This is a genomic window from Planococcus sp. CPCC 101016, assembly GCF_007859295.1.
Lineage (GTDB): Bacteria > Bacillota > Bacilli > Bacillales_A > Planococcaceae > Planococcus.
Genome location: NZ_VOHB01000002.1, coordinates 82,674 through 105,931, shown reverse-complemented (window position 1 = coordinate 105,931; position 23,258 = coordinate 82,674). Strand labels below are relative to the sequence as shown.

Annotated in this window: 17 protein-coding genes and 1 riboswitch; of the genes, 3 read left to right on the top strand and 14 right to left on the bottom strand. The window is 44.2% G+C overall.

Annotated features, from left to right (window positions below):
• Window positions 1–27: 27 nt before the first annotated feature.
• The 3 genes from FQV26_RS00505 to FQV26_RS00495 form a co-directional block, all read right to left on the bottom strand.
• Window positions 28–1,467, bottom strand: a complete 1,440-nt coding sequence (locus tag FQV26_RS00505) for a glycosyltransferase family 2 protein (protein ID WP_146555426.1) — start codon at window positions 1,465–1,467, stop codon at window positions 28–30.
• Complete coding sequence (locus FQV26_RS00500) at window positions 1,464–2,507, bottom strand: hypothetical protein (protein ID WP_146555425.1); 1,044 nt, start codon at window positions 2,505–2,507, stop codon at window positions 1,464–1,466. Before FQV26_RS00500 ends, FQV26_RS00505 begins: the two co-directional genes overlap by 4 nt.
• A gap of 253 nt (window positions 2,508–2,760) precedes the next feature.
• Entirely contained in the window at window positions 2,761–3,630 is an 870-nt protein-coding gene (locus tag FQV26_RS00495; RefSeq protein ID WP_146555424.1) for an amidase, read from the bottom strand.
• 45 nt (window positions 3,631–3,675) lie between these two features.
• A riboswitch (cyclic di-GMP riboswitch) is annotated at window positions 3,676–3,763 on the bottom strand.
• A 124-nt stretch (window positions 3,764–3,887) separates the two neighbouring features.
• Between FQV26_RS00495 and mgtE the strand changes: the two genes are divergently transcribed.
• Complete coding sequence (gene mgtE / locus FQV26_RS00490; RefSeq protein ID WP_146555423.1) at window positions 3,888–5,246, top strand: magnesium transporter; 1,359 nt, start codon at window positions 3,888–3,890, stop codon at window positions 5,244–5,246.
• Window positions 5,247–5,340: 94 nt separating this feature from the next.
• The gene (locus FQV26_RS00485; RefSeq protein ID WP_146555422.1) at window positions 5,341–5,754 is read left to right on the top strand and encodes a DUF4395 domain-containing protein; all 414 of its coding nucleotides are present in this window, start codon (window positions 5,341–5,343) and stop codon (window positions 5,752–5,754) included.
• Window positions 5,755–5,805: 51 nt separating this feature from the next.
• Here the strand turns inward: FQV26_RS00485 and FQV26_RS00480 are convergent, their stop codons facing one another.
• The 11 genes from FQV26_RS00480 to mnmH all read right to left on the bottom strand — a co-directional run bounded on the left by FQV26_RS00480 (window position 5,806) and on the right by mnmH (window position 21,692).
• A complete protein-coding gene (locus FQV26_RS00480) occupies window positions 5,806–7,083 on the bottom strand; it encodes a glutamate-5-semialdehyde dehydrogenase (protein ID WP_146555421.1) in 1,278 nt (425 codons plus the stop codon).
• Window positions 7,084–7,111: 28 nt separating this feature from the next.
• Window positions 7,112–7,882, bottom strand: a complete 771-nt coding sequence (gene proB / locus FQV26_RS00475) for a glutamate 5-kinase (protein ID WP_146555420.1) — start codon at window positions 7,880–7,882, stop codon at window positions 7,112–7,114.
• Between the two features lie 792 nt (window positions 7,883–8,674).
• Window positions 8,675–10,111, bottom strand: coding sequence for a carbon starvation CstA family protein (locus FQV26_RS00470; protein ID WP_146555419.1), 1,437 nt, complete (start codon window positions 10,109–10,111; stop codon window positions 8,675–8,677).
• 266 nt (window positions 10,112–10,377) lie between these two features.
• Entirely contained in the window at window positions 10,378–11,391 is a 1,014-nt protein-coding gene (locus FQV26_RS00465; RefSeq protein WP_146555418.1) for a hypothetical protein, read from the bottom strand.
• A gap of 263 nt (window positions 11,392–11,654) precedes the next feature.
• Window positions 11,655–12,299, bottom strand: coding sequence for a hypothetical protein (locus FQV26_RS00460; protein ID WP_146555417.1), 645 nt, complete (start codon window positions 12,297–12,299; stop codon window positions 11,655–11,657).
• A 37-nt stretch (window positions 12,300–12,336) separates the two neighbouring features.
• Complete coding sequence (locus FQV26_RS00455) at window positions 12,337–13,764, bottom strand: alkaline phosphatase (RefSeq protein ID WP_146555416.1); 1,428 nt, start codon at window positions 13,762–13,764, stop codon at window positions 12,337–12,339.
• A gap of 149 nt (window positions 13,765–13,913) precedes the next feature.
• Window positions 13,914–15,119 carry a multidrug effflux MFS transporter gene (locus FQV26_RS00450; protein WP_146555415.1) on the bottom strand — a complete coding sequence of 402 codons (1,206 nt, stop codon included), beginning with the start codon at window positions 15,117–15,119 and terminating at the stop codon, window positions 13,914–13,916.
• Window positions 15,120–15,371: 252 nt separating this feature from the next.
• Window positions 15,372–16,445: a branched-chain amino acid aminotransferase gene (locus tag FQV26_RS00445; protein ID WP_146555414.1), complete on the bottom strand. Its 1,074-nt coding sequence runs from the start codon at window positions 16,443–16,445 to the stop codon at window positions 15,372–15,374.
• 146 nt (window positions 16,446–16,591) lie between these two features.
• Entirely contained in the window at window positions 16,592–17,206 is a 615-nt protein-coding gene (locus FQV26_RS00440) for an NUDIX hydrolase (RefSeq protein ID WP_146555413.1), read from the bottom strand.
• Between the two features lie 90 nt (window positions 17,207–17,296).
• Window positions 17,297–20,452, bottom strand: a complete 3,156-nt coding sequence (locus tag FQV26_RS00435; protein ID WP_146555412.1) for a DEAD/DEAH box helicase — start codon at window positions 20,450–20,452, stop codon at window positions 17,297–17,299.
• A gap of 190 nt (window positions 20,453–20,642) precedes the next feature.
• A complete protein-coding gene (gene mnmH, locus FQV26_RS00430; RefSeq protein WP_146555411.1) occupies window positions 20,643–21,692 on the bottom strand; it encodes a tRNA 2-selenouridine(34) synthase MnmH in 1,050 nt (349 codons plus the stop codon).
• A gap of 280 nt (window positions 21,693–21,972) precedes the next feature.
• Between mnmH and FQV26_RS00425 the strand changes: the two genes are divergently transcribed.
• A complete protein-coding gene (locus FQV26_RS00425) occupies window positions 21,973–23,232 on the top strand; it encodes a YeeE/YedE family protein (protein WP_146555410.1) in 1,260 nt (419 codons plus the stop codon).
• Window positions 23,233–23,258: the final 26 nt, after the last annotated feature.

Genomic DNA, 23,258 nt, shown 5'->3' with positions numbered 1-23,258 from the left:
AGATTTATAAAAAAAGAAGGAAGCCTTTTACAGACTTCCTTCTTCTGGTTCGTCATCCGAGAAAACACCTTTACGCTCCATGTCTCCCCATACGGATTTTTTCTTGAATGCGTAGAACAAGCCCTGCACCCGCCAGAAATTCATCAGGATCCGGTACCAGAATGTTTCTGTCAATGCATAGGCATAAAGGACAAGGATGCTTTTGACCGTTGGGTATTTGTGGTACGTCCACTCTTCCAGCAGGACAGCGAGTGCAGAAAGCAGGGATCCGTACAGCACCATCACCAGCAGCATGACGAGCGCGATATCGGTCTCGATAAAGGAGAACGCGAGGCCACCGATGATAATAAAATAGCCGGTCACTTCAAAGACAGCACTTAACAGCTCAATTAAGACATAGTAGGGCATCGAAAATAAGCCAATTCCTCTGTATTTTGGGTTGAGCATCATTCCGCGATGTGTCCATAAAGTTTCTGCTAGACCTCTTTGCCAGCGGATCCGCTGCGCACGCAAGGAAGCTATGGTACTTGGAGCTTCCGTCCAACAAACAGGATCCTGAATGTATTCGATCCGCTGCTTGGATTTTTCATCTTTAATGGAGCGGTGCAAGCGAACAATCAATTCCATATCTTCTCCTACGGTATCGGTTTTATAACCGCCAACTTTGATGACCCGGCTTTTTTCAAAGACCCCGAACGCACCTGATATAATCAGCAGAATGTTGACTCGGCTAAAGCCAAGGCGTCCGATGAGAAACGCCCGGAAGTACTCAATGATTTGCATGACTTCCAAGGGCCTCTTTGGCAATGCCACTTTTTCGATGACACCGCGATTGATTTTGCAGCCATTGGCGATTCTGACCGTTCCTCCTGTTGCAGTCACCATGCCACTGGAATCAACAATCGGTTTCATGGTTTTGAGCAACGCATCCTGCTCCAGAATCGAATCACCATCAATTGCCGCGAAATAAGGATACCTTGAGAAGTTCACTCCGGCATTCAGGGCATCGGCCTTGCCGCCATTTTCTTTTTCGATCAAAAATAAATTGGCGTGAAGCGTTGAACGGTAGGCCTTTTTAATTTCTCCAGTTTTGAAATACGTTCGGATAGCCAATTCTATCGGTTCCATCTTGAATTGGGACATTACTTTTTCACTCGTTGTATCTGTAGAACCATCGTTGACGACGATAATTTCATATTGCGGGTAATTCAAGCTCAATAATGACCGAACTGTACTGACTACCCCGGCCTCCTCGTTATAAGCCGGAACAAGTATAGAAATAGGATAGGTGTCTTTATTGATCGACATTTCCTCAATCTGCTCATGCCGATTCAGTTTTTTCTCTTTGCTTATTTTCGGGCTGGCCACAAGAAAAAGCACTAAGTAAATGGCCCCGGCTGCAATCATATAGCCAATTATTGCCCAGGAAATAATTTCAATGACTAGTGTAATTCCATTTCCACTCATGTAAGGTCCCCGCCTTCCCTTGTCAGCATATGTCTAGCGATATCCCTGGCATACGCATCCGCATGGTCAGCTGCCACCTGCTTAAGCACATTGTTGCCGCCTTTGAAGACTTTGAGATTTTCAGCTCCTGCAAAACGGACCCACCATACATTGTCCGACAACAGATAGACCAAATGAGGTTTGTACTGCTCAAAACGGCAGGCACCTGTCAGCTTGGCTGCATACATCCGCTCTTGCCAATATTTTGAATCAAAGAATTCGGAAAGAATAGCAGGATCCGTCATTTTTTTGTAAAGACATAAGCTGCTCATGGCCTTCAGGCGAACTTCTTTACGGTCATCCCGCAATTTCTTTTCGACAAACGGAAAGAGCATGTCAATATGATGTTCTCCGCTGAATGCGATGAAGGCATAAAGCATGTTTTCTGAAATGTCCTCTTTGGATTGAATCCGTTCCAGCGTTAATTTCAGTAAATCCTCATCCAGTCGGTACAGCAGTTCCTTGATCATGCCGAATGATAGATCTTTGCTCTCAATAGCCGCATCCATCAGCCGTTCCTCCTGCAAAGCGGCACAGACACGGATGCATTGACGAAACTCTTCATCCCTTTTGCTAATTGTCCTGAAATGCCGATAAACATCTTCCTTCAATGAAAAAAGTCCGAAGTCCTCGATAAAATACAGCGCATTGACACGCTCTGCCCATGCTCCTTTTTTCAGGGCGCGGCGGTAATGATCAGCTAAATGCTTTTCTGCCAATAAATTAATTGTCGCTTTCTGCTCTTCCTGAAAATTATCAGCTGATAGTTCATCCAGTATGATCTCAATCAGCTTAAAGCGACTTTTGCCAGCAGGCAAAGCAGGCTCAGTGGAGAGTTTACCTTCTATGTATTGCCGTAATTGAGGTTTTAAGATTGCCACCTCTTTTTCTATTTTGTTTTCAAGAGCAAGATTTTTTGCTTTCCATCCCATAAGCAATGCCAAAATCAGCAATTGAATGCCCAGTAAACCGAAAACCACCCATATAAAAATTTCAATCATTGAACAAATCTCCTTTTTTCACTGGTACCTTCCGCAGCCTCTTTTCGCATACATAAAATCCCATTAAAATCCAACAAAGTTGATAATTTAGGATATTGTATCATATTTATTGTATTCAGCTGAAAGAAAAAACAGCAAGGTTGGCCAAATTGGCCAACCTTGCTAATTCCTTTCTATTGTTCCACTGACCGTTAAAGCTTGAATGCTCCAGATAAAATTCAATAGAAATTTCTAGTTATAATGAAGTTTCTCTTCATGGAGCCATCGTTTTCCAGCTATCCACATGATGGATAGCAATTCCGCCAAATCCTTTTGCTGCAGAATAGTGTTGGGAAACTGCTGCTAATTCGTTATTCATGAAAGCTTCGCCCTCTTCATAGAAAGTGATCGCATCGCCTTCATCAGTTTGACCGGTTTCAACACCAACCACTACTTTTTTCCCGTACTTTTCTCCGTATGCTACTTCATTTTTCACAAGTTCATTGATCAGGACTGCCGAATCCCGATACGCCATAAGAGTGACGCTTTGTGTATTGGCGATTACCCATTCAGCAAGAATCCCTTTGCCATAAGTGTTGCTATAGGAAATTTCATCGAACCAGAAAGGCAGATCCGCTTCCAATGGCAGGTTCAACGCAGCTGTGCTGGATTTTGCTTTCGTTAAAAGAGTTTGGTAAGCTTTTACAGTCGTTGCCCGGTTGGTGTTCCAGCCGCTGTAAAGATAAGGTTCCACATCCAGGTGTACTCCAGCGAATTTTTGAGCCGGCGCAGCCCCTTTTTGGTAGCTTGATAGCCAAGCCATTAACCGATCCTGTTTGGTAAAGCCTTTCGGTGCTACCCAGTCAGGCGCTCCATCTAAAGCGTAGATGGCTATACCTAAGGCTCCCGCTTTTTCGATAAAGCTCTCGTAAACACCGGCTGGAATCTCTGCATCAATCTGTACATAAACCTTATTCACATCTTTACTTTCCAAAAAAGCAAGTGTACCTGCTTCATCACTGTAGATCATCCAAGGATTCCATAACCAGGTCGCTTTAACATCCACTTCAGCTGCTTGGGCATTAAAACCATTTTGTGTCAGCATAAACAACAACAATACACCCGCCATCATCAATTTTTTCATTTTTCCGTATCCTCCCATTCTGCAGCCGTGGCTCACAGAACGAGACCAGGCAACCTGACAACCTTGCGTTTTTCAACGGTTAGGCTCATGGCTTTGCGTCCTTCCCTTTCGGTGAAGTTTGCCTTTTTCAGATTTTTATTATTATATGTCAAATAATACAATATTACTACCCCTTTTTTACCCTTTTCAAATTAAAGTTTTAACGCAATAATCAACAAGAGGATTTCTGTATTTCCTGTATAAAAGGAGTGAACTATATGTCTATAGCGCTGCGCGAAGACGAAATTACATTGGCTTTGATAAAAGCCTTAAAAGAAGGAAAAATTATTGAGTTCCAGGATATCCTGGATGAACTTCAGCCATACGACATGGCTATCCAGTATCGACACCTGCCGGAAAAGCACCGCAATAAGTTCCTTCTCTATTTAAGCATTCGGCAATTGACCGAATTGATGCAGGAACTTCCTAAGGATGAACAAATTGATATCCTTCAAAAACTAGGTCTCGAAAAATCAGCAAAAGTCCTTGATCGTATGGATAACGATGATCTGGCGCTCTTGTTGGATGATCTGGAACCCGAACGCATTGAAGAACTATTGCTGCAAATTAACCAGGACGACTCCAGGTTTGTACAAAACACGATGACTTATCCTCCTGAAACGGCCGGTCGCTTGATGAATAACCGGTATGTATGGATTCCGCGCCATTACACGATTCGGGAAGCTGTTGATAAGATTAAAGATTTTGCGGAATTGGCAGAATACCTCAACTATCTGTATGTTGTAGATGAAGACAAAAAATTGGTAGGCGTTGTATCTTATAAGGATTTGATTCTTGGAAATTTAGATGATCAAATTGAAGAAGTGATGTACAATCGGGTTGTTAAAGCCGATGTACTAACGGATCAGGAAGATGCTGCTCAATTGATCAGCCGCTATGATTTTGTTACGTTGCCGATTGTTGAAAAAGACAATAGACTTGTCGGTGTATTAACCGTCGACGATGTGATCGATGTGGTTATGCAGGAAGCGAATGAAGATATTGAAAAATTATCAGCTTCTGGTAAATCAATTGATTTCAATACGCCTGCTTTGATTGCCGCTTACCGGCGTTTGCCTTGGCTAATCCTTCTGCTGTTCATCGGCTTGTTTTCCGGCGGCATCATCAGCCGCTTTGAAGAAACGCTGCAGACCGTTGTAGCACTGACTTTCTTTATGCCGATGATTGCGGGGATGACAGGAAACACCGGTACGCAATCACTATCTGTGGTGGTTCGTGGATTAGCTTCCCAAAAGCTTGATTTCAAACAGACCATTAAACTGATTGTCAGGGAATTATGGGTTGGTATTATTATCGGCGTCATTTGTTCAGTACTCATCCTATTGATTGCATATATATGGCAAGGCAACTTTGTATTGGGTATTGTGGTCGGCGGTTCTCTATTGATGACTTTAATTATCGGAACTTTAGCCGGAACTATTATTCCTCTTATTCTGTACCGACTCAATATTGATCCTGCTGTTGCATCGGGTCCTTTAATCACGACGATCAACGACATTCTGTCCTTGCTCATTTATTTTGGTATGGCCACACTGTTCATTTCTCAGCTTTTATAAAAGGGTTGCTCTTGTTTATCCTTTTTTCAAGCAGGTTTCTTTATCCCTAGTAAGTTACTAAGTATAATAAGGGATAATCGAAGGAGGAGAGTCCGTGACCATTCCTAAACCCCTTGTCCAGATCAACCAAATTTTTATCGTCGTATCTGCACTAGCAGGATTATTACTCCATCCCGCCATTCTGCTGTTGCCATTCGCAGTTGGCATTTATACCTTGATCACCAAGAAAAATCCCGTCATCCAATTCAGCCGCCGCTTTCTGAAAAAACCGATCGCCAGTTATCAACAGGAAGATAAGAATCAGCAGCTTTTCAATCAATGGATTGCGACAATCTGTTTGGGGCTATCGCTTCTTTCTTTCGCTTTCGGCATTCAGCTGTTAGGGTATGCCTTTAGTGGCATGGTCATTATCGCAGCAGGAGTTGCATTAATGGGCTATTGTATTGGCTGTACTGTCCGGTATCGCTATATGATGTGGAAGCATAACAGAACCAAAGCGCAGGCATAAAAGGACCGGAAGCAGTTTGCTTCCGGTCCTTTTCTCTTTGTTCCAAACTTTTTATTTTATTTGCCCATTTCCGCGTACGATATATTTAGTCGATGTCAGAGCCGGTAGACCCATAGGTCCTCGCGCATGGAGTTTCTGCGTACTGATACCGATCTCAGCACCAAATCCAAATTCAAAACCGTCTGTGAAGCGGGTGGATGCATTATGATAGACTGCTGCAGCATCAATTTCCATAAAGAATTGATCAACACTTTCCGAACTGGATGAAATAATAGCTTCTGAATGCTTGGTGCCGTAAGTATTGATGTGTTGAATCGCTTCGCTCACATCATCGACTGTTTTCATTGCCACTTCCAGACCTAAGTATTCCATTTCCCAATCTGCCTCTTCTGCAGGTATCACCATAGAGGAGAGTTTCTGTGTGGACTCGTCTCCATGAATTTGTACCTGCTGATCCTGCAGGGCTTCCATCAACTCAGGTAAGTGCTTCTCCGCCCACGCTTTATGAACCAGAATGCTTTCACAGGAATTACACACTGAAGGACGTTGTATTTTGGCATTTAGCGCAATTGCTATGGCCATTTTAACATCCGCTGTTTCATCAATATAGATATGGCAATTTCCTGCCCCTGTCTCGAGTACCGGTACGGTTGAGTTTTGGACGACCGTTTGAATCAGCTTAGCGCCTCCGCGGGGAATCAGCACATCCAAGTATTCATTGAGCTTGAACATATGAGAAGCTGCTTCCCTGCTCGTATCTTCCAATAATTGAACTGATTCAATCGGTAGTTCACTTTTCTCAAGTGCTCGGTGGATAACAGCAACAATCGCTTTATTTGAATGGATCGCTGTAGAACTGCCGCGCAATACCACCGCATTGCCAGTTTTCAGGCATAAGCTGGAGGCATCCACCGTAACATTCGGGCGCGCTTCGTAAATCATGCCGACAACCCCTAAAGGTACGCGTATTTTAGACATGGTTAAGCCATTCGGCCGCTCCCATTTTTCCAGCACTTCACCGACAGGGTCTGCCAGTTTCGTCAATTGGATCAAGGCATCTGCCATGTCTTTTAACCGCGCTTGATCCAGCTGCAGACGATCTACCAAGGAGTCACTCATTCCATTTTGGCGTCCGATTTCCACGTCCTTGCTGTTCTCTTCCAGAATATAAGATTGTTCTTCCAGCAATTGAGCTGAAATCAAACGCAAAGCATTGTTTTTTTGCTTGGTTGTGGACTTTGCCAATACCCTTGAAGCCTGTTTCGCTTGTTTCGCTTTTAGAATTAGTTCACTTTTCTCGGTTTGCTGTTCTTGAAGAAGTTCGGTCATTCACGATTCCCCTTTCGATTTTCGTTACTCAAACACCCATTTTTGTTTTCACGCCAATATAGGTTCCATCGCCTTTTCCTTGGAATATATCGACCAGTTTCTCGCTGCCTGTTCCGGAACCGATAAATACCTGCACCCCTAAAGCCAACGCCGTTCGGGCTGCCTCAACTTTTGATTTCATACCGCCAGTGCCAACGTCAGAGCCGGCAGAAGATGTAGCTTCCACTAATTCATCTGGGATTTCGTTGAGATGGAGATATTTCTGAGCCTGAGGATTGGTTCTTGGATTGTCTTGATAAATGCCGTTAATGTCCGTCAATATAATTAGGAAGTCCGCATGGACAAGCCCACTTACTAAAGCTGACAGCATATCATTGTCTCCAAACGTCAGCTCTTTCACTGAAACCGAATCATTCTCATTGATGATCGGCAGAACGTTTCGTTCCAGTAACTTTGAAATAGTGGCATTGGCATTTTTATAGAGATCTTTTGTTAATAACAGTTGTGCCGCTACAATAGTGTGTTTTTTGCATTCATCCGCATAGGCCTGCAGCAGAAGGCTTTGGCCTACGGCCGCCGCTGACTGCTTATCAACCACTGTATCCGGACGCGATAAATAGCCCATGCTGGTACATCCTGCAGCGACTGCTCCAGACGATATCAATATTACTTCATGTCCCTCTTCTTTTAAGCGAGCCAGTGCATCCACATGCTCACGCAGCTTTTCAATTGACAATTTACCACATTCATCTGTCAAAGAGCTGCTGCCTATTTTCACAACGATTCTTTTCTTCTCCACGTGCAGTCACCACCCGATTTTGATAAATAAAAAAAATTCTTCCATTTCATTCAAAAGCGGAAGAACCATGCCTCCGTGACTCTGTTCTCTTCAATTGTTTTATCGAATCTCTTTAATAGAGTTATTATGCACTGAATTGCATTTTAAGTCAATTCAATAAATAAAATTTTACCGTATAATTAGCTTTAATAAGATTTCACATACAGTTAATATGTATATTTATACATTAACTTGAAAAGTACTTTATGTTGCTTTGCCGAAATAAGCTGTGCTTCCGATCCAATCGAAGGAACAGTCAATTCCGACTTTTCGATTTAAAATGAAAATTCGAATTTTTGATTGAATTGCTAGCTTAACACAGTTTTCGTTTCTTTGTAACCGCGCTCGGGCATTAAGCAGGAATGCAAAGCCAAGTCCGAGTTTTGCTTAACACTGTGCAAAGAAGCCCTTTTTTCTACTAAAGGTATATAAAACAATACATTTTCTCACTTGAAGTTGTATAAAAAATCGCTTTTCCTCTGGAAAAAATTATTTCGACTAAAAGAAAAAAGCATGGAGGGTCAGCTCCATGCTTTATCTTGTCGTTTATTTTGAGGCAGCGCTCCATGTCATCCATCACTTGAAGGCTTTATCCATTTCCGGTGGCTGGAAAAATATACGTTCTTTCTTTTGACATTCAAGGTTTGAATTTTCATTTTTAATTAATGCTGCAGCTTACCTCTCAATAAATTTCACATTCTTATAAACAAGAAGTAATCCCGCCAATATGTCCGGCGGGATTACTTCTTGTTATTACAGCGGGCGATAATCCGCCTGCAATTGCTTTAAGCTTCTGTATTTCATAATTTGGGCCACGTACCACAATAGCACAACTAAAGTGATGCAGGCTCCGATAATTGCTGAGACTTGATAATCCATATTCAAGCCTTCGGGTGCATAGAAGATATACATGGACACGACGGCTGTCATGAAAATTGCAGGAACTCCTGCCACCCAGTGGAACTTGAAGTTTTTCAGTAAATAGACGGCTGCAGTCCATAGCATGAATGTAGCTACCAGCTGATTTGTCCAGCCGACATACCGCCAAAGGAAGGTATAGTCGATTGTCGCCATATAGAAAGTGGGAATCGCCAGTGGAACGGTTACCAGCAAAACCTTCACTTTTCCTTCCATGTTCACAAACTTCGCGAGGATATCTGTCAAGATCATCCGCGAAGAACGAAGCGCCGTATCACCAGTTGTAATCGGCAGGATGATGACACCGAAAATAGCCAGCAATCCACCCATCGTACCAAGCAAGGAAATCGAGATTTCGTTAACGACACCAGATGGTCCTCCAGCAGCGAGTGCTGCGCCAAGTCCTTCCGTGCCATTGAAGAAAGTCATACCGGCTGCAGCCCAGATCAAGGCGATGATGCCTTCGATGATCATAGCTCCGTAAAAAATCTTACGGCCATCTGTTTCTTTTTTCATAGTACGTGCAATGATCGGACTTTGTGTACAGTGGAACCCTGAAATCGCTCCACACGAAATGGTCACCATCAATAGCGGCCAAATCGGCAGCTCACCCGGATGCAGGTTGGCAAAAGTAAGATTCGGCATCGGTTTTCCCGAGAAGATTAAGGCAACCGCAACCGCAACTGCCATAAACAATAAAATACCGCCAAGCAAAGGGTAAATGCGTCCAATTACTTTATTGATCGGCAAAATAGTCGCCAGGATAAAATAGAAGAAAATAAGTACTAATGCAGTCATAAAGTTAATTGGCGTAATTTGAGCAATCAATTGGGCAGGACCTGCTGTAAAGGCTGCAGTCACCAGAAGCATCAACACCAATGAAAGGCCGTTGATAAATACTTTGGCGTTTTTGCCCAAATACTTTCCAACTAGAGTTGGAAATTGTGCACCTCCGTGACGCATGGACATGACACCCGAGAAGTAATCATGCACCCCTCCTGCAAAAATACAGCCAATGACAATCCAGACAAAAGCAACCGGGCCGTACAATGCTCCCGCAACGGCTCCGTATATAGGCCCTAGACCGGCAATATTTAATAATTGAATCAGATTGCCTTTCCACCAGCTCATCGGCATAAAGTCCAATTTATCTGTTTTGGAATAAGCTGGAGTCGGCGTATTGTCATCAACTCCAAATACCCGCTCAATGAACTTTGAATAAAATACATATCCTAAAATAAGTAGAACCAGCGCTCCGATAAATGTAATCATATGACGTTTCCTCCTGATGTCGTGTTATAAGCATAAATCATGATACCATGATTTTTCAATATATAAACATAATATTTAGAAAAAAACAAATATACTGTAAAATAACTATATCAAATGTCAATAAACTAGTATCACTGATTTTATGTACCCATAAAAGATATTTTTCACATACTTGAATAACATTTAAAGAAACAAATGAATAAAATCACTATACTTCAATCAATTTTTGACATAAAAAAGCATACAGGAAAGCTTTTCCTGTATGCTTATCGCTTTATTTGCATTCTTGCTTTTCGGATTCCTTGAACAGCGTCTATCAGTGAAGAAATGATGACCACCACTACGATGCTGCCCAGCACCCAATTAAGGGCAGACGTATCGCCAAATATACTTAAAAGCCATTGGCGAAACGCGGCGTTGATCAGATTGGGATTGGTGAAGACGAGGATAAACACCAAAACAGATGTGGTCTGTACAAACGCATTGAAAAGCGCCAGTTTATTGGTCCACTGTATGGCCCGCCATTGATAGGCTGCCAATGTGATTTCCAAGACGATGACCAGGACAATCAATGGCCAATAAGAGACAAGAACCTGCTGGTTGAAGATCGGCGTAGTAAATTCCAATCCCCCCTGCTGTCCCTCTTGATAAATCCCCAACAGCTTATCTGCATTGAAATAAACCGTTGTCCAGATAGCTGTCCAGATCAGGCTGCCGAATACTTGGCTCTTTGGAATCTTTTTTTCCTTTAACATGTGCGGCCGTTCCGGATATTCCTTCAAATCATCCGGTGTCCATTCTTCGAAATTCAGCGATAAGGGTCTTTGGGATTTAGAATGCTCGGTTCGTTCAACAATTGCCAAAATCAACGTCACCCAGAAAATGACTTGAATCACTGTGCTGATGATTCCAGAAATGATGGCTCCGATCAAATCCGCGATGATGCCAAAAACCGATTGCTCGCCGGGACCTGACACAGCCGTGACGATAAGGATGATTACGACCGTCACAGCAGATGCAATCGGAATAATTAGCTTCAGTAATTGAAGATAAAGATCATAATACCGGGGACCGATCAAATATATGGGCCGCTCCGCATAGCGACTGGCCAAAACAGCTGGGTGGCCAAGTTCAGAAAGCGCATTTTTAACGTCCTGTTCCGTGTATTCCATCGGCAGCCTTTTTTCAATCATCGACTGCAGCTCCTCCGCAACTGCGATGCGCTTTTTTTCCGGAAGCCTCCTTGTCACTTCCCTGATATAAAGGTCAACCAACTTCATGGTGAATCGCTCCTTTTAATAAGCTATACAGCAGCTGTGGTTTTTTGACCCGCTCTCATCTCACGGCCATCTTTAGCAACAGATATTTCAGTCCGCTATTATCTGAATTTTTCGTCTATCGTTGTTGACTGTGTCTATCATACACCGTTAGTTTCACTAAAAAAATATATTTCTCCTCATTCTTCCCATTAACTTTATGCTTAAAAGAAAAAAGCAAAAAACAGACCCTTAACAATGGGTCTGCTAAACTTCTGTATCCTCTGTTATTCTAATTCGATGTTGAATTTTCCTGCCTCAGCAATTTTAATGTCTTGGTCGTCGAATACATCGCTTGTGGTAATTTTCACCAAATCAAAGTCACTGTTTTCAACGATAAATCCGATATTGCCCTGCTTGGTTTCGCCTGCGGCAAGTTCACCGTTTAATTCCTCCAAGTAAATATCGTCTTCCCAAAGCTTCATTTCCCCCGCATCGGTATCCAATAAAGCTACTGGAGCAAAATACACTGGTTCTTCAGAAGTGTTGGTGATTTCCACGAACATTTTCACAATTTCAAACTCCTGGTCATGCGTATAGGAGTGGAAAAAGTCAATCAGGCTATAATCCGGCCTTAACTGAAGAGTTTTTGATTCTGCTACCTTCAACTCCACTGGCCCCACCTCGTAAGTTTCACTGTCCATGTTCACCGCTTTTACTGTCGCTTCTCCTTTTGCATCTTGCTTGCTTTGACCAGCCTCCTGCAGCGTACGGTCATCCGTCACTTGCGGACTCAGAACATAGTCTTCGTAGTATTCAGGTATATCATTTTGTTCAGTAGCTCCAGAAGCAATCACCGTAGAGTCTGTCTGTTCAGTACACCCACTAAGCAATAATGCGGAGAGCGCAAACAAATAAACGGTTTTTTTCATGTCAGTTCCTCATTTCATTACTGGTTTATTGCATTACTTAATTATCGTGAATTTCTACTTTTGCATTCAATAAGTCGAAAATTATTTTTGCGTGATCGGTATTGTCGAGCTGTCCTGCAAATTTATCACTTGCTGGACCATGCGCATAAACAGGAACATCTTCTCCTGTATGGCCGCCTGTTGTCCAACCTGTATGTGAGCGCTCATCAAAAATCTTTTCGATGGAGTTGTCAATGTCTATTAACTCGCCGCCCTCTGCCGCTTTTTTCACAGTCGCGATTTCTTCAGTTGTCAGTTCAAGGTCGATATACTCGATCAAAGTTTCTTCCACGTCAGCGCCGTCAACAATTTGTTGAGCCATGAAATCCGGTGTGCGTTTTGCGGCTTTGATCGGCTCTCCGAACCAATTATAGATGCCATCCGCTCCGATGGAGAAACCTCCTGTCGAATGGTCAGCTGTTGCAACAACTAGCGTATTGCCATCTTCTTCAGCAAATTTAATGGCTGCCTGGAAGGCTTTATCGTAGTCTTCCATTTCGCTCATTGCGGCAACAATATCGTTGTCATGTCCCGCCCAGTCGACCTGGCTGCCTTCCACCATAAGGAAGAACCCCTCTTCATCTTCTGACAAGCGGTCGATAGCTGATTCAGTCATCTCTGCCAATGAAGGTGTGCTGTCGTCACGATCAATCATTTTCGGGAGACCGGCTGGTGCGAACAATCCAAGCACCTGCTCGTCATTGTTGCTTAATAATTCATCACGGTCTGTAATATAGCTGTAGCCATCTTTCTGAAACTCTTCTGTCAGGTTGCGGTCTGTTCGTTCGAACAAGTCGGTTCCTCCGCCTAGTAGAACATCGACTTTATGTTCACCATTGATTAATTCGTCGTAGTAATCATCCGCTATCGCGTTCATGTTTTTCCGTGCGATATCATGAGCACCAAATGATGCTGGAGTAGCATGTGTGATTTCAGAAGTTGCGACCAATCCTGTGGCTTTACCTTTTTCTTTGGCGGCTTCCAGAACTGTCTTCACTTCACTTTCATCGTTATCGACAGCAATCGCATTATTGTAGGTTTTAATACCGGCTGCCATAGCTGTAGCTGCTGAAGCAGAATCCGTGATGTTTTGTTCTGGATCTTCTGGATAAGTCGATTGTTGTCCGACCAAATAAGAATCGAATGACATTTCCTCAACCAGCTTAGTGGATGCATCGTCCTGCAGATACCGGTAAGCGGATGTATACGATGTGCCCACTCCATCACCAATTAAGAAAATGACATTCTTCACCTTATCTTTATCGCTTCCTTTGCCTTTGCTTTGACTGTGTTCAGGAGCTTTTCCCTGATTGTTGCCGGGAGCATGAGCTTCAACTGACAGATTAAAAGAAGTTATACCCGCCAAAGCTATTGTTGAAGCTAAAGCAATTGGAATAATTTTTGTTTTTAAGTTTTTATGTATCATTGATTTACCCTCCAATAATTTGATTAACATACTAAGTATATGATGCGATTGTTAAGCTTAGATTAGAGTTTTATTTAGCTTTTGTAAAATTCCAGAATTAGGTATTTTTACTCATTACAAAAAGCCCAGAGCAATTTCTGGGCTTTATTTTAATTTATCGTTGATTCAGTTGAATTCTTCGCCAGTAACAGGTATGCCAGCAAGGCAATCGAACACATCGTGAATATGACAACACCCATTGGAACTGCTGTATTTTCTCCAGCAATCCCTACCAACGGTGCAGTCGCAGCACCCAAGATAAAAGGCAATAACCCCAACAAAGCGGAAGCGCTGCCTGCTACATGGCCCTGGCTTTCCATAGCAAGTGTAAAAGCGGCCGTTCCCACCACGCCGATCGACGTGATAAAGAAGAAGATCGGAATAACGACAGCCAATAACGGTCCATTTAATAAAACCACAATCAATAAAATAGCACCAGCAGCAGTGGCACTGTATAAAGCGGTTTCCAGGAAACGTTTTTCAGACCAGACATGAGAGAAGCGGCCAACCGCATAACTGCCAAAAATCAGTCCGATGCCGTTCATGCCGAAAAGAAGGCTGAATACTTGAGGTGATACGCCGTAAACATTCTGATAGATGAACGGTGTCCCTGAAACATAGGCGAAAACTCCACCAATCAAAAAACCTTGCGCTAAAGCATAGCCCGTAAACTGACGATTCTTTAAAATTCCTGCAAAGTTGCTGAATGTCGTCCCCAGATTGCTTGCGACACGTCTCTCAGGAGGCAGAGTTTCCTTCAGACGGAAAGAAGAAAACAGCAGGAGGACAATTCCCAATAACGACAATACAAGGAAAATGCCTCTCCAGTCCGCAAACAACAAGACACCGCTGCCGACCGAAGGCGCCAACAAAGGAACTAGGTTGTTAACAACCATTAATAAGGCGAATAGCCGGGTCAATTCTGCCCCGTTGCTGACATCTCGGACGATTGCCCGGGAAATAACCAGTCCCCCGGAAGCCGCAAAGCCCTGTACAAAACGCAGAAGTACAAATATGTATATATTCGGAGCAAATACACAAGCCACAGAAGCCAAAACATAGGCCACTAGGGAAATGATCAGCGGTTTTCGCCGGCCCTGTACATCACTGAGTGCACCCGTGACCAATTGGCCCAGTGCGAGGCCAAGCAAACAAGCAGTCAAGCTCAGCTGAACCGAGGTAGCATTCGTTTCATAGACCGAAGCCAAAATCGGGAAAGCCGGCAAATACATATCAATCGTAAACGGAATCAAAGAAGTCAACGCCCCCATTAGTAAAATGAAGTGGACGCGTTTAAAGCCAGTCAACTTTTCCAATACTCTTACACCCTCTTTTCTATCATAAAAATATGCTTCTTCTTCCCATTCTAAATTTCTTGCGAAGAGTAAAATTGCTGTTTTCTACCATATCATAAAAGTCTTTGCTTTTCTTTATTTGTGTACTGACGTATTACTTTTTATAAACGATCCGTACAGCGCATAGCTAAAAGCCCGTTGCAACTAGCTACCCAAAAGGATAACCAGGCAACGGGCCTAAGAAATGCTATAGATCGAAAAAAGCAGGTTTTCTTATTTTACTTCCACGGTCCAGCCCAGTGTATCTTCAATTTTTCCTGTCTGGATGCCTGTAATCGTGTCATATAATTTTTGCGACAATTCCCCGATTTCGTGGTTGTTGATGATCATTTTCTTGCCTTTCCAGTTAAGTTCACCGACTGGAGAAATGACCGCAGCTGTCCCCGTTCCAAAGACCTCTTCCACATGTCCTGCTTCGTAGGCTTCATACAGCTCATCAATGGAAACGCGTTTTTCTGTTACGGTAATTCCCCATGTACCCAGCAATTCAATGATGGACATGCGGGTGATGCCTTTTAGAATGCTGCCATTCAACTCAGGCGTTACCACTTCTCCGTTAATTTTGAAAAAGATGTTCATGCTGCCAACTTCTTCAATGTATTTCTTCTCGACGCCATCGAGCCATAAGACATCCGCATTTCCTTCTTTTTTGGCATTGGCTTGCGCCTGGTAGCCCGACGAGTAGTTGCCTGCTGTTTTGGCCATACCAGTTCCGCCTTTTACCGCGCGGGTAAATTTATCTTCTACATGAATAACAACCGGATGAAGCCCCCCTGGGAAATAAGAGCCTACTGGCGAGAGGATAACCATGTATTTATACGTTTGAGATGGTCCAACAGCAAGATTGGCATCTGTTGAGATGATATACGGACGGATATACAACGACGTACCCGGCGTTTTCGGAACCCATTCTTTTTCGAGCTTGATCAACTGCGTCAAATGCTCCAACGCCTGTTCTTCATCAATTGGCGGGATACTCAAGCGCTCACTTGAAAGATTCAAACGCTCGAAGTTTTTCTCCGGACGGAACAGCAAAATGCGGCCGTCTTCTGTGTGATATGCTTTCATGCCTTCAAAAACCGTTTGGCCATAATGGAAAATCATCGCTGCCGGATCTAAACTGATCGGTCCGTAGGGAACAATTTTCGGATCGTACCATCCTTTTTCTGTTTCGTATTCCAAGACATACATATGATCTGTAAAAGTAGTCCCGAATGGTACCTGGTCTTTCACCGGCTTTTCTTTTTTGCTGGTATTTTCAATAACCTCAAGTTGATATGTAGTCATCGTCAGGACTCCTTTTGTAAAAATAATTTTAATTATCAGTCATATGAATAATTATACACGTTTACTTGCGCCTTTAAAAGCACCTCTCTGGCACAATTCCGAAATTGCGATAAAAGACCCGCTCTTTCTCAAAACAAAAAGACCATTCAACGAATGATCTCAATAAAGTGTGCCAGAATTTTGGCCGTCAATCCCCAAATTACCTTGTCTCCATAAATATAAAAATACTCATCGACTTGACGGGTACGCCAGTTGTAGTTTTCCCCTCCAGCAATCAAATCATAAGGGAAACTTTCCTCTGGTTGAATATCAAAATTGATGCGATAAACTTTTGGTTCTTTTTCCAGGAAAAAGGACAAAGGCACTGTAAAGATGCTGTCAACTTCCGGCGGATTTGGATCGAATACAGCCTCTGGATCGATGACTCCGGCAAACGTGTACACGATCATGCCGAAAGGTGAAACAATATAATCCAATGGAAAAATATTCGAGATTTCAGCTCTTTCAATCCCTAATTCCTCCATTGTTTCACGAACCGCCGTATCTTCTTCCGTTTGGTCCTGAAAATCAATTCTGCCTCCTGGAAAACAGATTTCACCCGGCTGATTTCTCAGTTCGTAGGAGCGCACTTCAAAGAGGACATGAGTTTCTCCATCTTTTTCGATAAGGGGCAAAAGAATTGCGTATTTTGAAAAATCCTTGTTTCCCAGTACATCAGGAACCCGATTTTTCACTTTTTCCAACATACTTTTTGGATCCATATCAACACCTCAGCTCTCTTTCACCCATTTTACCAAACCCTGCCTAATAATTCCTTTTCGGAGCAGACATTTTGTGAATGAAACAGCAGCTTACATCGTTAAAATCTCCCGGATGTCCTCTGCAGACATTGCCTTCAACGGTTCTTCACCCGATTGGATGACGTCATCGATTAGGTTCTTCTTTTTCATCTGCAGTTCATTTATTTTTTCCTCGATGGTCCCTTTGGCTACCAGCCGGATCACTCGCACTTCCTTTTCCTGCCCCATGCGGTGGGCGCGGTCTGCGGCTTGCTGTTCGACAGCCGGATTCCACCAAAGATCGTACAGGATGACCGTATCGGCCCCCGTCAAATTCAAGCCTGTCCCGCCAGCTTTTAAGGATATTAAAAACAAATCTCCTTGTCCTTCATTAAAACGGCGGCACAAGTCCACGCGTTCCATCGGGGCTGTCTGGCCATCCAGGTAGAAGTAAGGGACCCCTTCTCTTGCCAATTGATGGCCGATGATGCCAAGCATTTGAGTAAACTGGGAAAATACCAGCACGCGCCGTCCGGACAGCCGACATTCCTCCACGAGCTCCATCAGCTGATCAAATTTAGCTGATCCCCCTTCGTAGCCTTCCACGAAAAGTGCGGGATGGCAGCATAATTGGCGCAGTCTCGTAAGGCCAGCCAATATTCGGATTCGGTTTTTTTGAAAACTGTCTTTGTTTAAATGCTTAAACGCATCCTGCTTTAATTCGGCTAAATAAGCAGCGTATAATTTCTTTTGTTCTTTTTGCAGCTCTGATAAATGGATGGTCTCCACTTTATCAGGAAGCTCGGTTAGAACTTCACTTTTGATGCGGCGCAGAATGAATGGACGTACCCGTTTTTTGATGCTGTCCCGTCTCATTTCGCTGAACAGCCTCCGGTTTGGCAACAATTCAGGAAACACAACATTGAAAATCGACCATAACTCATCGAGAGAGTTTTCAATCGGTGTCCCGGTAAGCGCAAACCGGTAATCCGCTTGAATTCCTCTGACCGCTTTCGCTGTTTGGGTAACCGGGTTCTTGAAGGCCTGTGCTTCATCCAAAAACAAGCTATGGAAGCTTCGATCCCGGTACAGTACCTGGTCCATACGCAAGGAAGGGTATGAAGTGATGATGACATCCACACCTTGTGTCTGTTTAATCAGCGAGGTTCTTTGTGCTTTATTGCCATCAATGATTTGGACTTTGACGCTTGGCGCAAATTTAGCCATTTCGTTCAGCCAGTTGTAGACAAGCGATGACGGAGCGACCACCAGAACAGGCTGCTTTTGTTTGCGGATATCCGGCAGTACGGAAACAATAAACGCGATGCTTTGCAGCGTTTTGCCAAGCCCCATGTCATCAGCCAAAATGCCGCCAAATTTGTACTTGGCGAGCAGTTTCAGCCAGCGAAAACCCGCTTCCTGGTAATCACGGAGTACCCCCTCCAGACTTTCCGGCAGGTCAGTGCTCAGTTCTTCGGGACGACTCAGATTCTGCAACAAATCCACAAAACTGGCACTTGGATCGAGCAGCTGTCCCTCGTCTAGTGAAGCGGCCAAGTGAAGGCCATGTATCAATGGAATACGGATTTCCTCACGGCCAAAATTCTCGGAAGTGATATCCAATTCACGCAGAAAGTCACTCAAATCCATAAACTCCGAAGTCTCCAAGGACATTAACGTACCGTTAGGGATGCGGTAATAAGACCGTTTTTCTTCAAGCGCCTTCAAAATTTTCTTGATTTCCGTCTCCGGGATGTCCTGCATATCGAAGCGGAAGTCCAGCCAGTCGGTGCGTTCACTAATCTCGACTCTCACTTTCGGGCCGCCATAGTTTTTTTGCACGCGCAGCTTCACAGCAGTTGTTGCATAAATCTGCATCAGCTCTTCCAGTACCGGAATGACGTGATAGAGAAAATGATATTCTGAATCCTCATCCTGCATATAATAACCGCCATCGGTTTGTGTAAATGCGCTGTCTTTCATAATTCGCAAGATTTTTTGCTCTTGCTGGCGCTGCCTGCGGATACCGGGGTAATGGCGGAATTCTTCCTCCGGCTCTTCACACGGATTAATCACCAAATGGCCATAATGGAATTCCACCCCGGCTAACAGCCGGTGCTTAATGCGATCGAGAAACAGCTTGGCGCGGAGTGGTGTTTCCACCAGCCGTTCCGCTACTGCGTCCGCGATATGCACTTTCCCTAAACGCTCCAGCCCCGGTACTACTGTGGCCATGAAATGATCCATTTCCTCTGCTGAAATAAGCAGCTGGTCGATGGAACCTGGCAGCAATTCCTTTAATTCTGCTAGACGCCTTGTATCTTCTTCAGCCAAATGGACAAGGGCTCCATCTGCAATGGCCATTTCGTAAGCTTTTAAAATCAATACTTCCTCCAGCCCTTCGACATCCAATCGGAAGCCGCCAAAGCGGCTTTCATCAAAATGGAAAGACAAGGGCAATTCTTTTTCAATGCGAAGACCCTCTGTAACTCGCCCTGTACCCACAAGTTTGACCTTAGGGGCAACTTGCACTAAAGGCAGCAGCCGCTCCCAGTCAGAAGCTGCAATGACCAGCAGACCGGCTTCTTGTTCGCTGCCATCTGCTGAAACAAGAGTTTTCGACAAATAATCGAGGACCTTTTCGGTTTCATCCTGCAGGCGATGGTCTTGAGGCGAATAATGAACGCCTGGAGATTCGCTGTACGGCTCCTCCCTTTTCACCGCATTCAGAAATTCAACAATATCCGAAATCGGTTTCAGCTCTTCTGTTCCCCCTGCTATCCTCAATCCAAACACATAGCCCGCTTTATCCAATAAGACTGGCAGGAAGCTAAATTCCACTTGAAAGCTCTGCCGCTTATCGAAATACCGGGGTCTGCCTTTTGTTCCAGCGGTTTGCCGCGCAAACAAATCCAGCATCTTGGCAGCAGGGTTTTCACGCTGCTGCATGTCATCAATTGCCAGCAGGACACCCGCAATATGATGGCAATAGGTGGTCACAAAACCGACTGGTGGACAGCTGCAGGAAGCCAAAACTTCTCCGCTCTGTTCCTGCTTGACGCTAACATGGAATTCGTTGCGTCCGGTGATGCTGCCTTTTATGAGCCGGTCGTCGGCCGGATCGGGCATCAACTGAATTTTGCCGGCTTGAAGAAAGGTCCGGCCCTTTTTATAGGCAGCCTGACCGCATAATTTTTTTATTTTTGTTTCATTAAGTGAAAAGTTCATGAGGCCAGTCCCTTTCTGAGATGCCTGAATACCGTAGACAGTTTTGAAGAATCTAGATTCTCTTTCCATTATCTCTAACTGGGTGGTGCTAATCAACTTCACCACTTTGGCATCTTCAATAACTGAAGAAAATCCCTTCAACAAGAGAGTTGAGGGGATTTTTTGTAATTTACTAGTTGAACTACTTATATTAGATTGCCGGAGACGTCTCGATATCCGGAATCTGCTGTTTGATGGCCTCGATGGCTTCTTCCAGGTTTCGGACCTGCAGCACTTTCTTTTGCTGATCCGGATATTGAAGGCCGGTATGTTTATAACGCGAATCGTAGTAATACTCCAGCAACAGGCGTACCGCAGATGAGAATTCACCTGTCTCCAAGTCTTCTTCAATCCGCTTAGAAATATCCAATGGCATGCGTGTCTTAATCCGCTGGAACGCCGCTATACACTCATCCTGATATTCCACAGGACGGTAATCTTCGATGATTTCTTTGATTCTTTCCTCCATCGGCATGTCGATGATGAGCTGGACGCTGTTGGCCTTCAGTTCCGTTACCCAGTTCGGGATGACCACTTTGCCGATTCGTGCACTTTCGGCTTCAAACAGCACAAACGGCGCCTTTTCAAGTTCCCGAAATTGCTGGACAAACAGTGCATCAAATATTTTTTGGTTATGGGGTTCCACACCGATATGACCGAAAATGGAACCTTTGTGGTTAGCCATTCCTTCGAGATCGATGACGGGATATCCCTGTTTTTCAAGTGCTTTCAAGATTCTTGTTTTGCCTGTGCCCGTCAGGCCGTTCAATACATAGGCTTTAAAAGGAGCTTCGGGTTGCTCGAGCTGCGTGAGGACCCATCTTCGGTATTCCCGGATTCCACCCTGCAGGCGGTTAACATGGACATCCATCAGTGACAGCAAAGTAGCTGTTGTCCGGCTGCGCATGCCTCCCCGCCAGCAGAATACCGTTTTATTGCCTTCGATCTCTCTAAACTCCCGGACAAACTCGGGCAGCTTTGCTGATATGATTTCAAGGCCGCGCTCTTTGGCGGCTGCGACACTTACCTGTTTATAGAGAGTGCCAATTTCCGCACGCTCTGCATCATCGAAAAAAGGAATATTGATGCTGTTTGGGATTGAGAAATTCTTATATTCGGATGGTGACCTCACATCTATGAGCACCATTTTATTCTTTTCACTCAAAGGGATCAGTTCATCTACTGCAATATCGCTAAACATCCGTTTTCCTCCAAACACGCACTTGTTTTACTTATTTTACAAGTATACACCCATGCGGCATAGTTTTCGTTGTTAAGCGTTTATTTGTCACTTATCTTGGGTCTTTTTCGTTGAAAATATAAAAAGGATAGTAACTAAAACTAGTTTCAGAAAAGCTTACAAGATGTTTGTTAGGCTTTCTATCTTAGCTATTTTGGAGCTTATTTCATTGACACTGCAGGGTTCAAGCATTATGATAACCAAGTATTCCCGACTAACTCACTCAGAAAAGGATGATTTCATGACTTCAGTAACAAGAGTTCAGCCGGTCAACGATGCAAAAGATCCGGTTGTACGAAAAGATACAGCGTTAAACAGTCCCCAGGTTTCATTGATTGTCGGCGGATTGGTCGTTGCGGCTCTATTGATGATTTATTTACTGGCTACTCAACATATTGCACAGCCCGTCCTGCTGGTCATTGGACTATTGCTTGGCTACACATTATTCCACGCACGTTTTGGTTTCACTTCTGCGTTCCGGCGTCTGGCATCTGTCGGCAACGGACAGGCCATGCGGTCGCATATGCTGATGCTCGCAGTTGCTGTCACCTTGTTTGCACCGATTTTAGCATATGGCTATTCGTTTTTCGGAACCGGAGTTGCCGGTTACGTTTCACCAGTAGGCGTCAGCTTGGTAGTTGGTGCTTTCATCTTCGGTATCGGCATGCAGCTTGGCGGCGGTTGTGCGTCAGGCACTTTGTATGCAATTGGCGGAGGACGGACAGTCATGTTCGTGACCTTGCTGTTCTTCATTATCGGAACGACCATTGGCGCTTACCACTTGCCTTTCTGGACTGAAGACATGCCAGCGTTCGAACCGATTTCTCTGGCAACGTCTACTGGCCTCGGTTATGGCGGCGCCTGGTTAGTATCGATTGTGATTTTCGGGTTGATTGCATTGATCAGTTTGGCCATTGAGAAAAAGAGAAACGCTCCAAAAATGGCGCCTCTCCCTTCCGCAACTGGATGGAAACGGATTTTCCGCGGCTCGTGGCCTTTGTTCGCTGCAGCAATTGTTCTTGCTGTGTTGAATGCATTGACATTGATGGTTCGCGGAACACCTTGGGGCATTACTTCTGCATTTGCTCTTTGGGGCTCAAAAATTGCTTCATTATTCGGGGTTGATGTCGCGAGCTGGGGTTATTGGCAAGGCGCCAATGCAGCGATGCTCGAATCATCGATTTTTGCTGATTCCACTACGGTTCTAAACTTCGGCGTCATCATCGGCGCATTCCTTGCTTCAGCAGCCGGTGGCTTGTTCAAGTTCACGAAAGTGAAAACGGGCAATTTCTTCGCTTCTGTCATTGGCGGACTGTTGATGGGCTATGGTGCCCGTTTGGCATTCGGCTGTAACATAGGCGCTTACTTCGGCGGCATTGCATCATTCAGCCTCCATGGGTATATTTGGGGCATCCTGGCATTGGCTGGAACATTTGTTGCCTTGTACCTTCGTCCATTGTTCGGATTGTCAGTGCCTAAATCCAATGATTCAGTTTGCTGATTAAAGATCATAGAAAAAACAGGCTA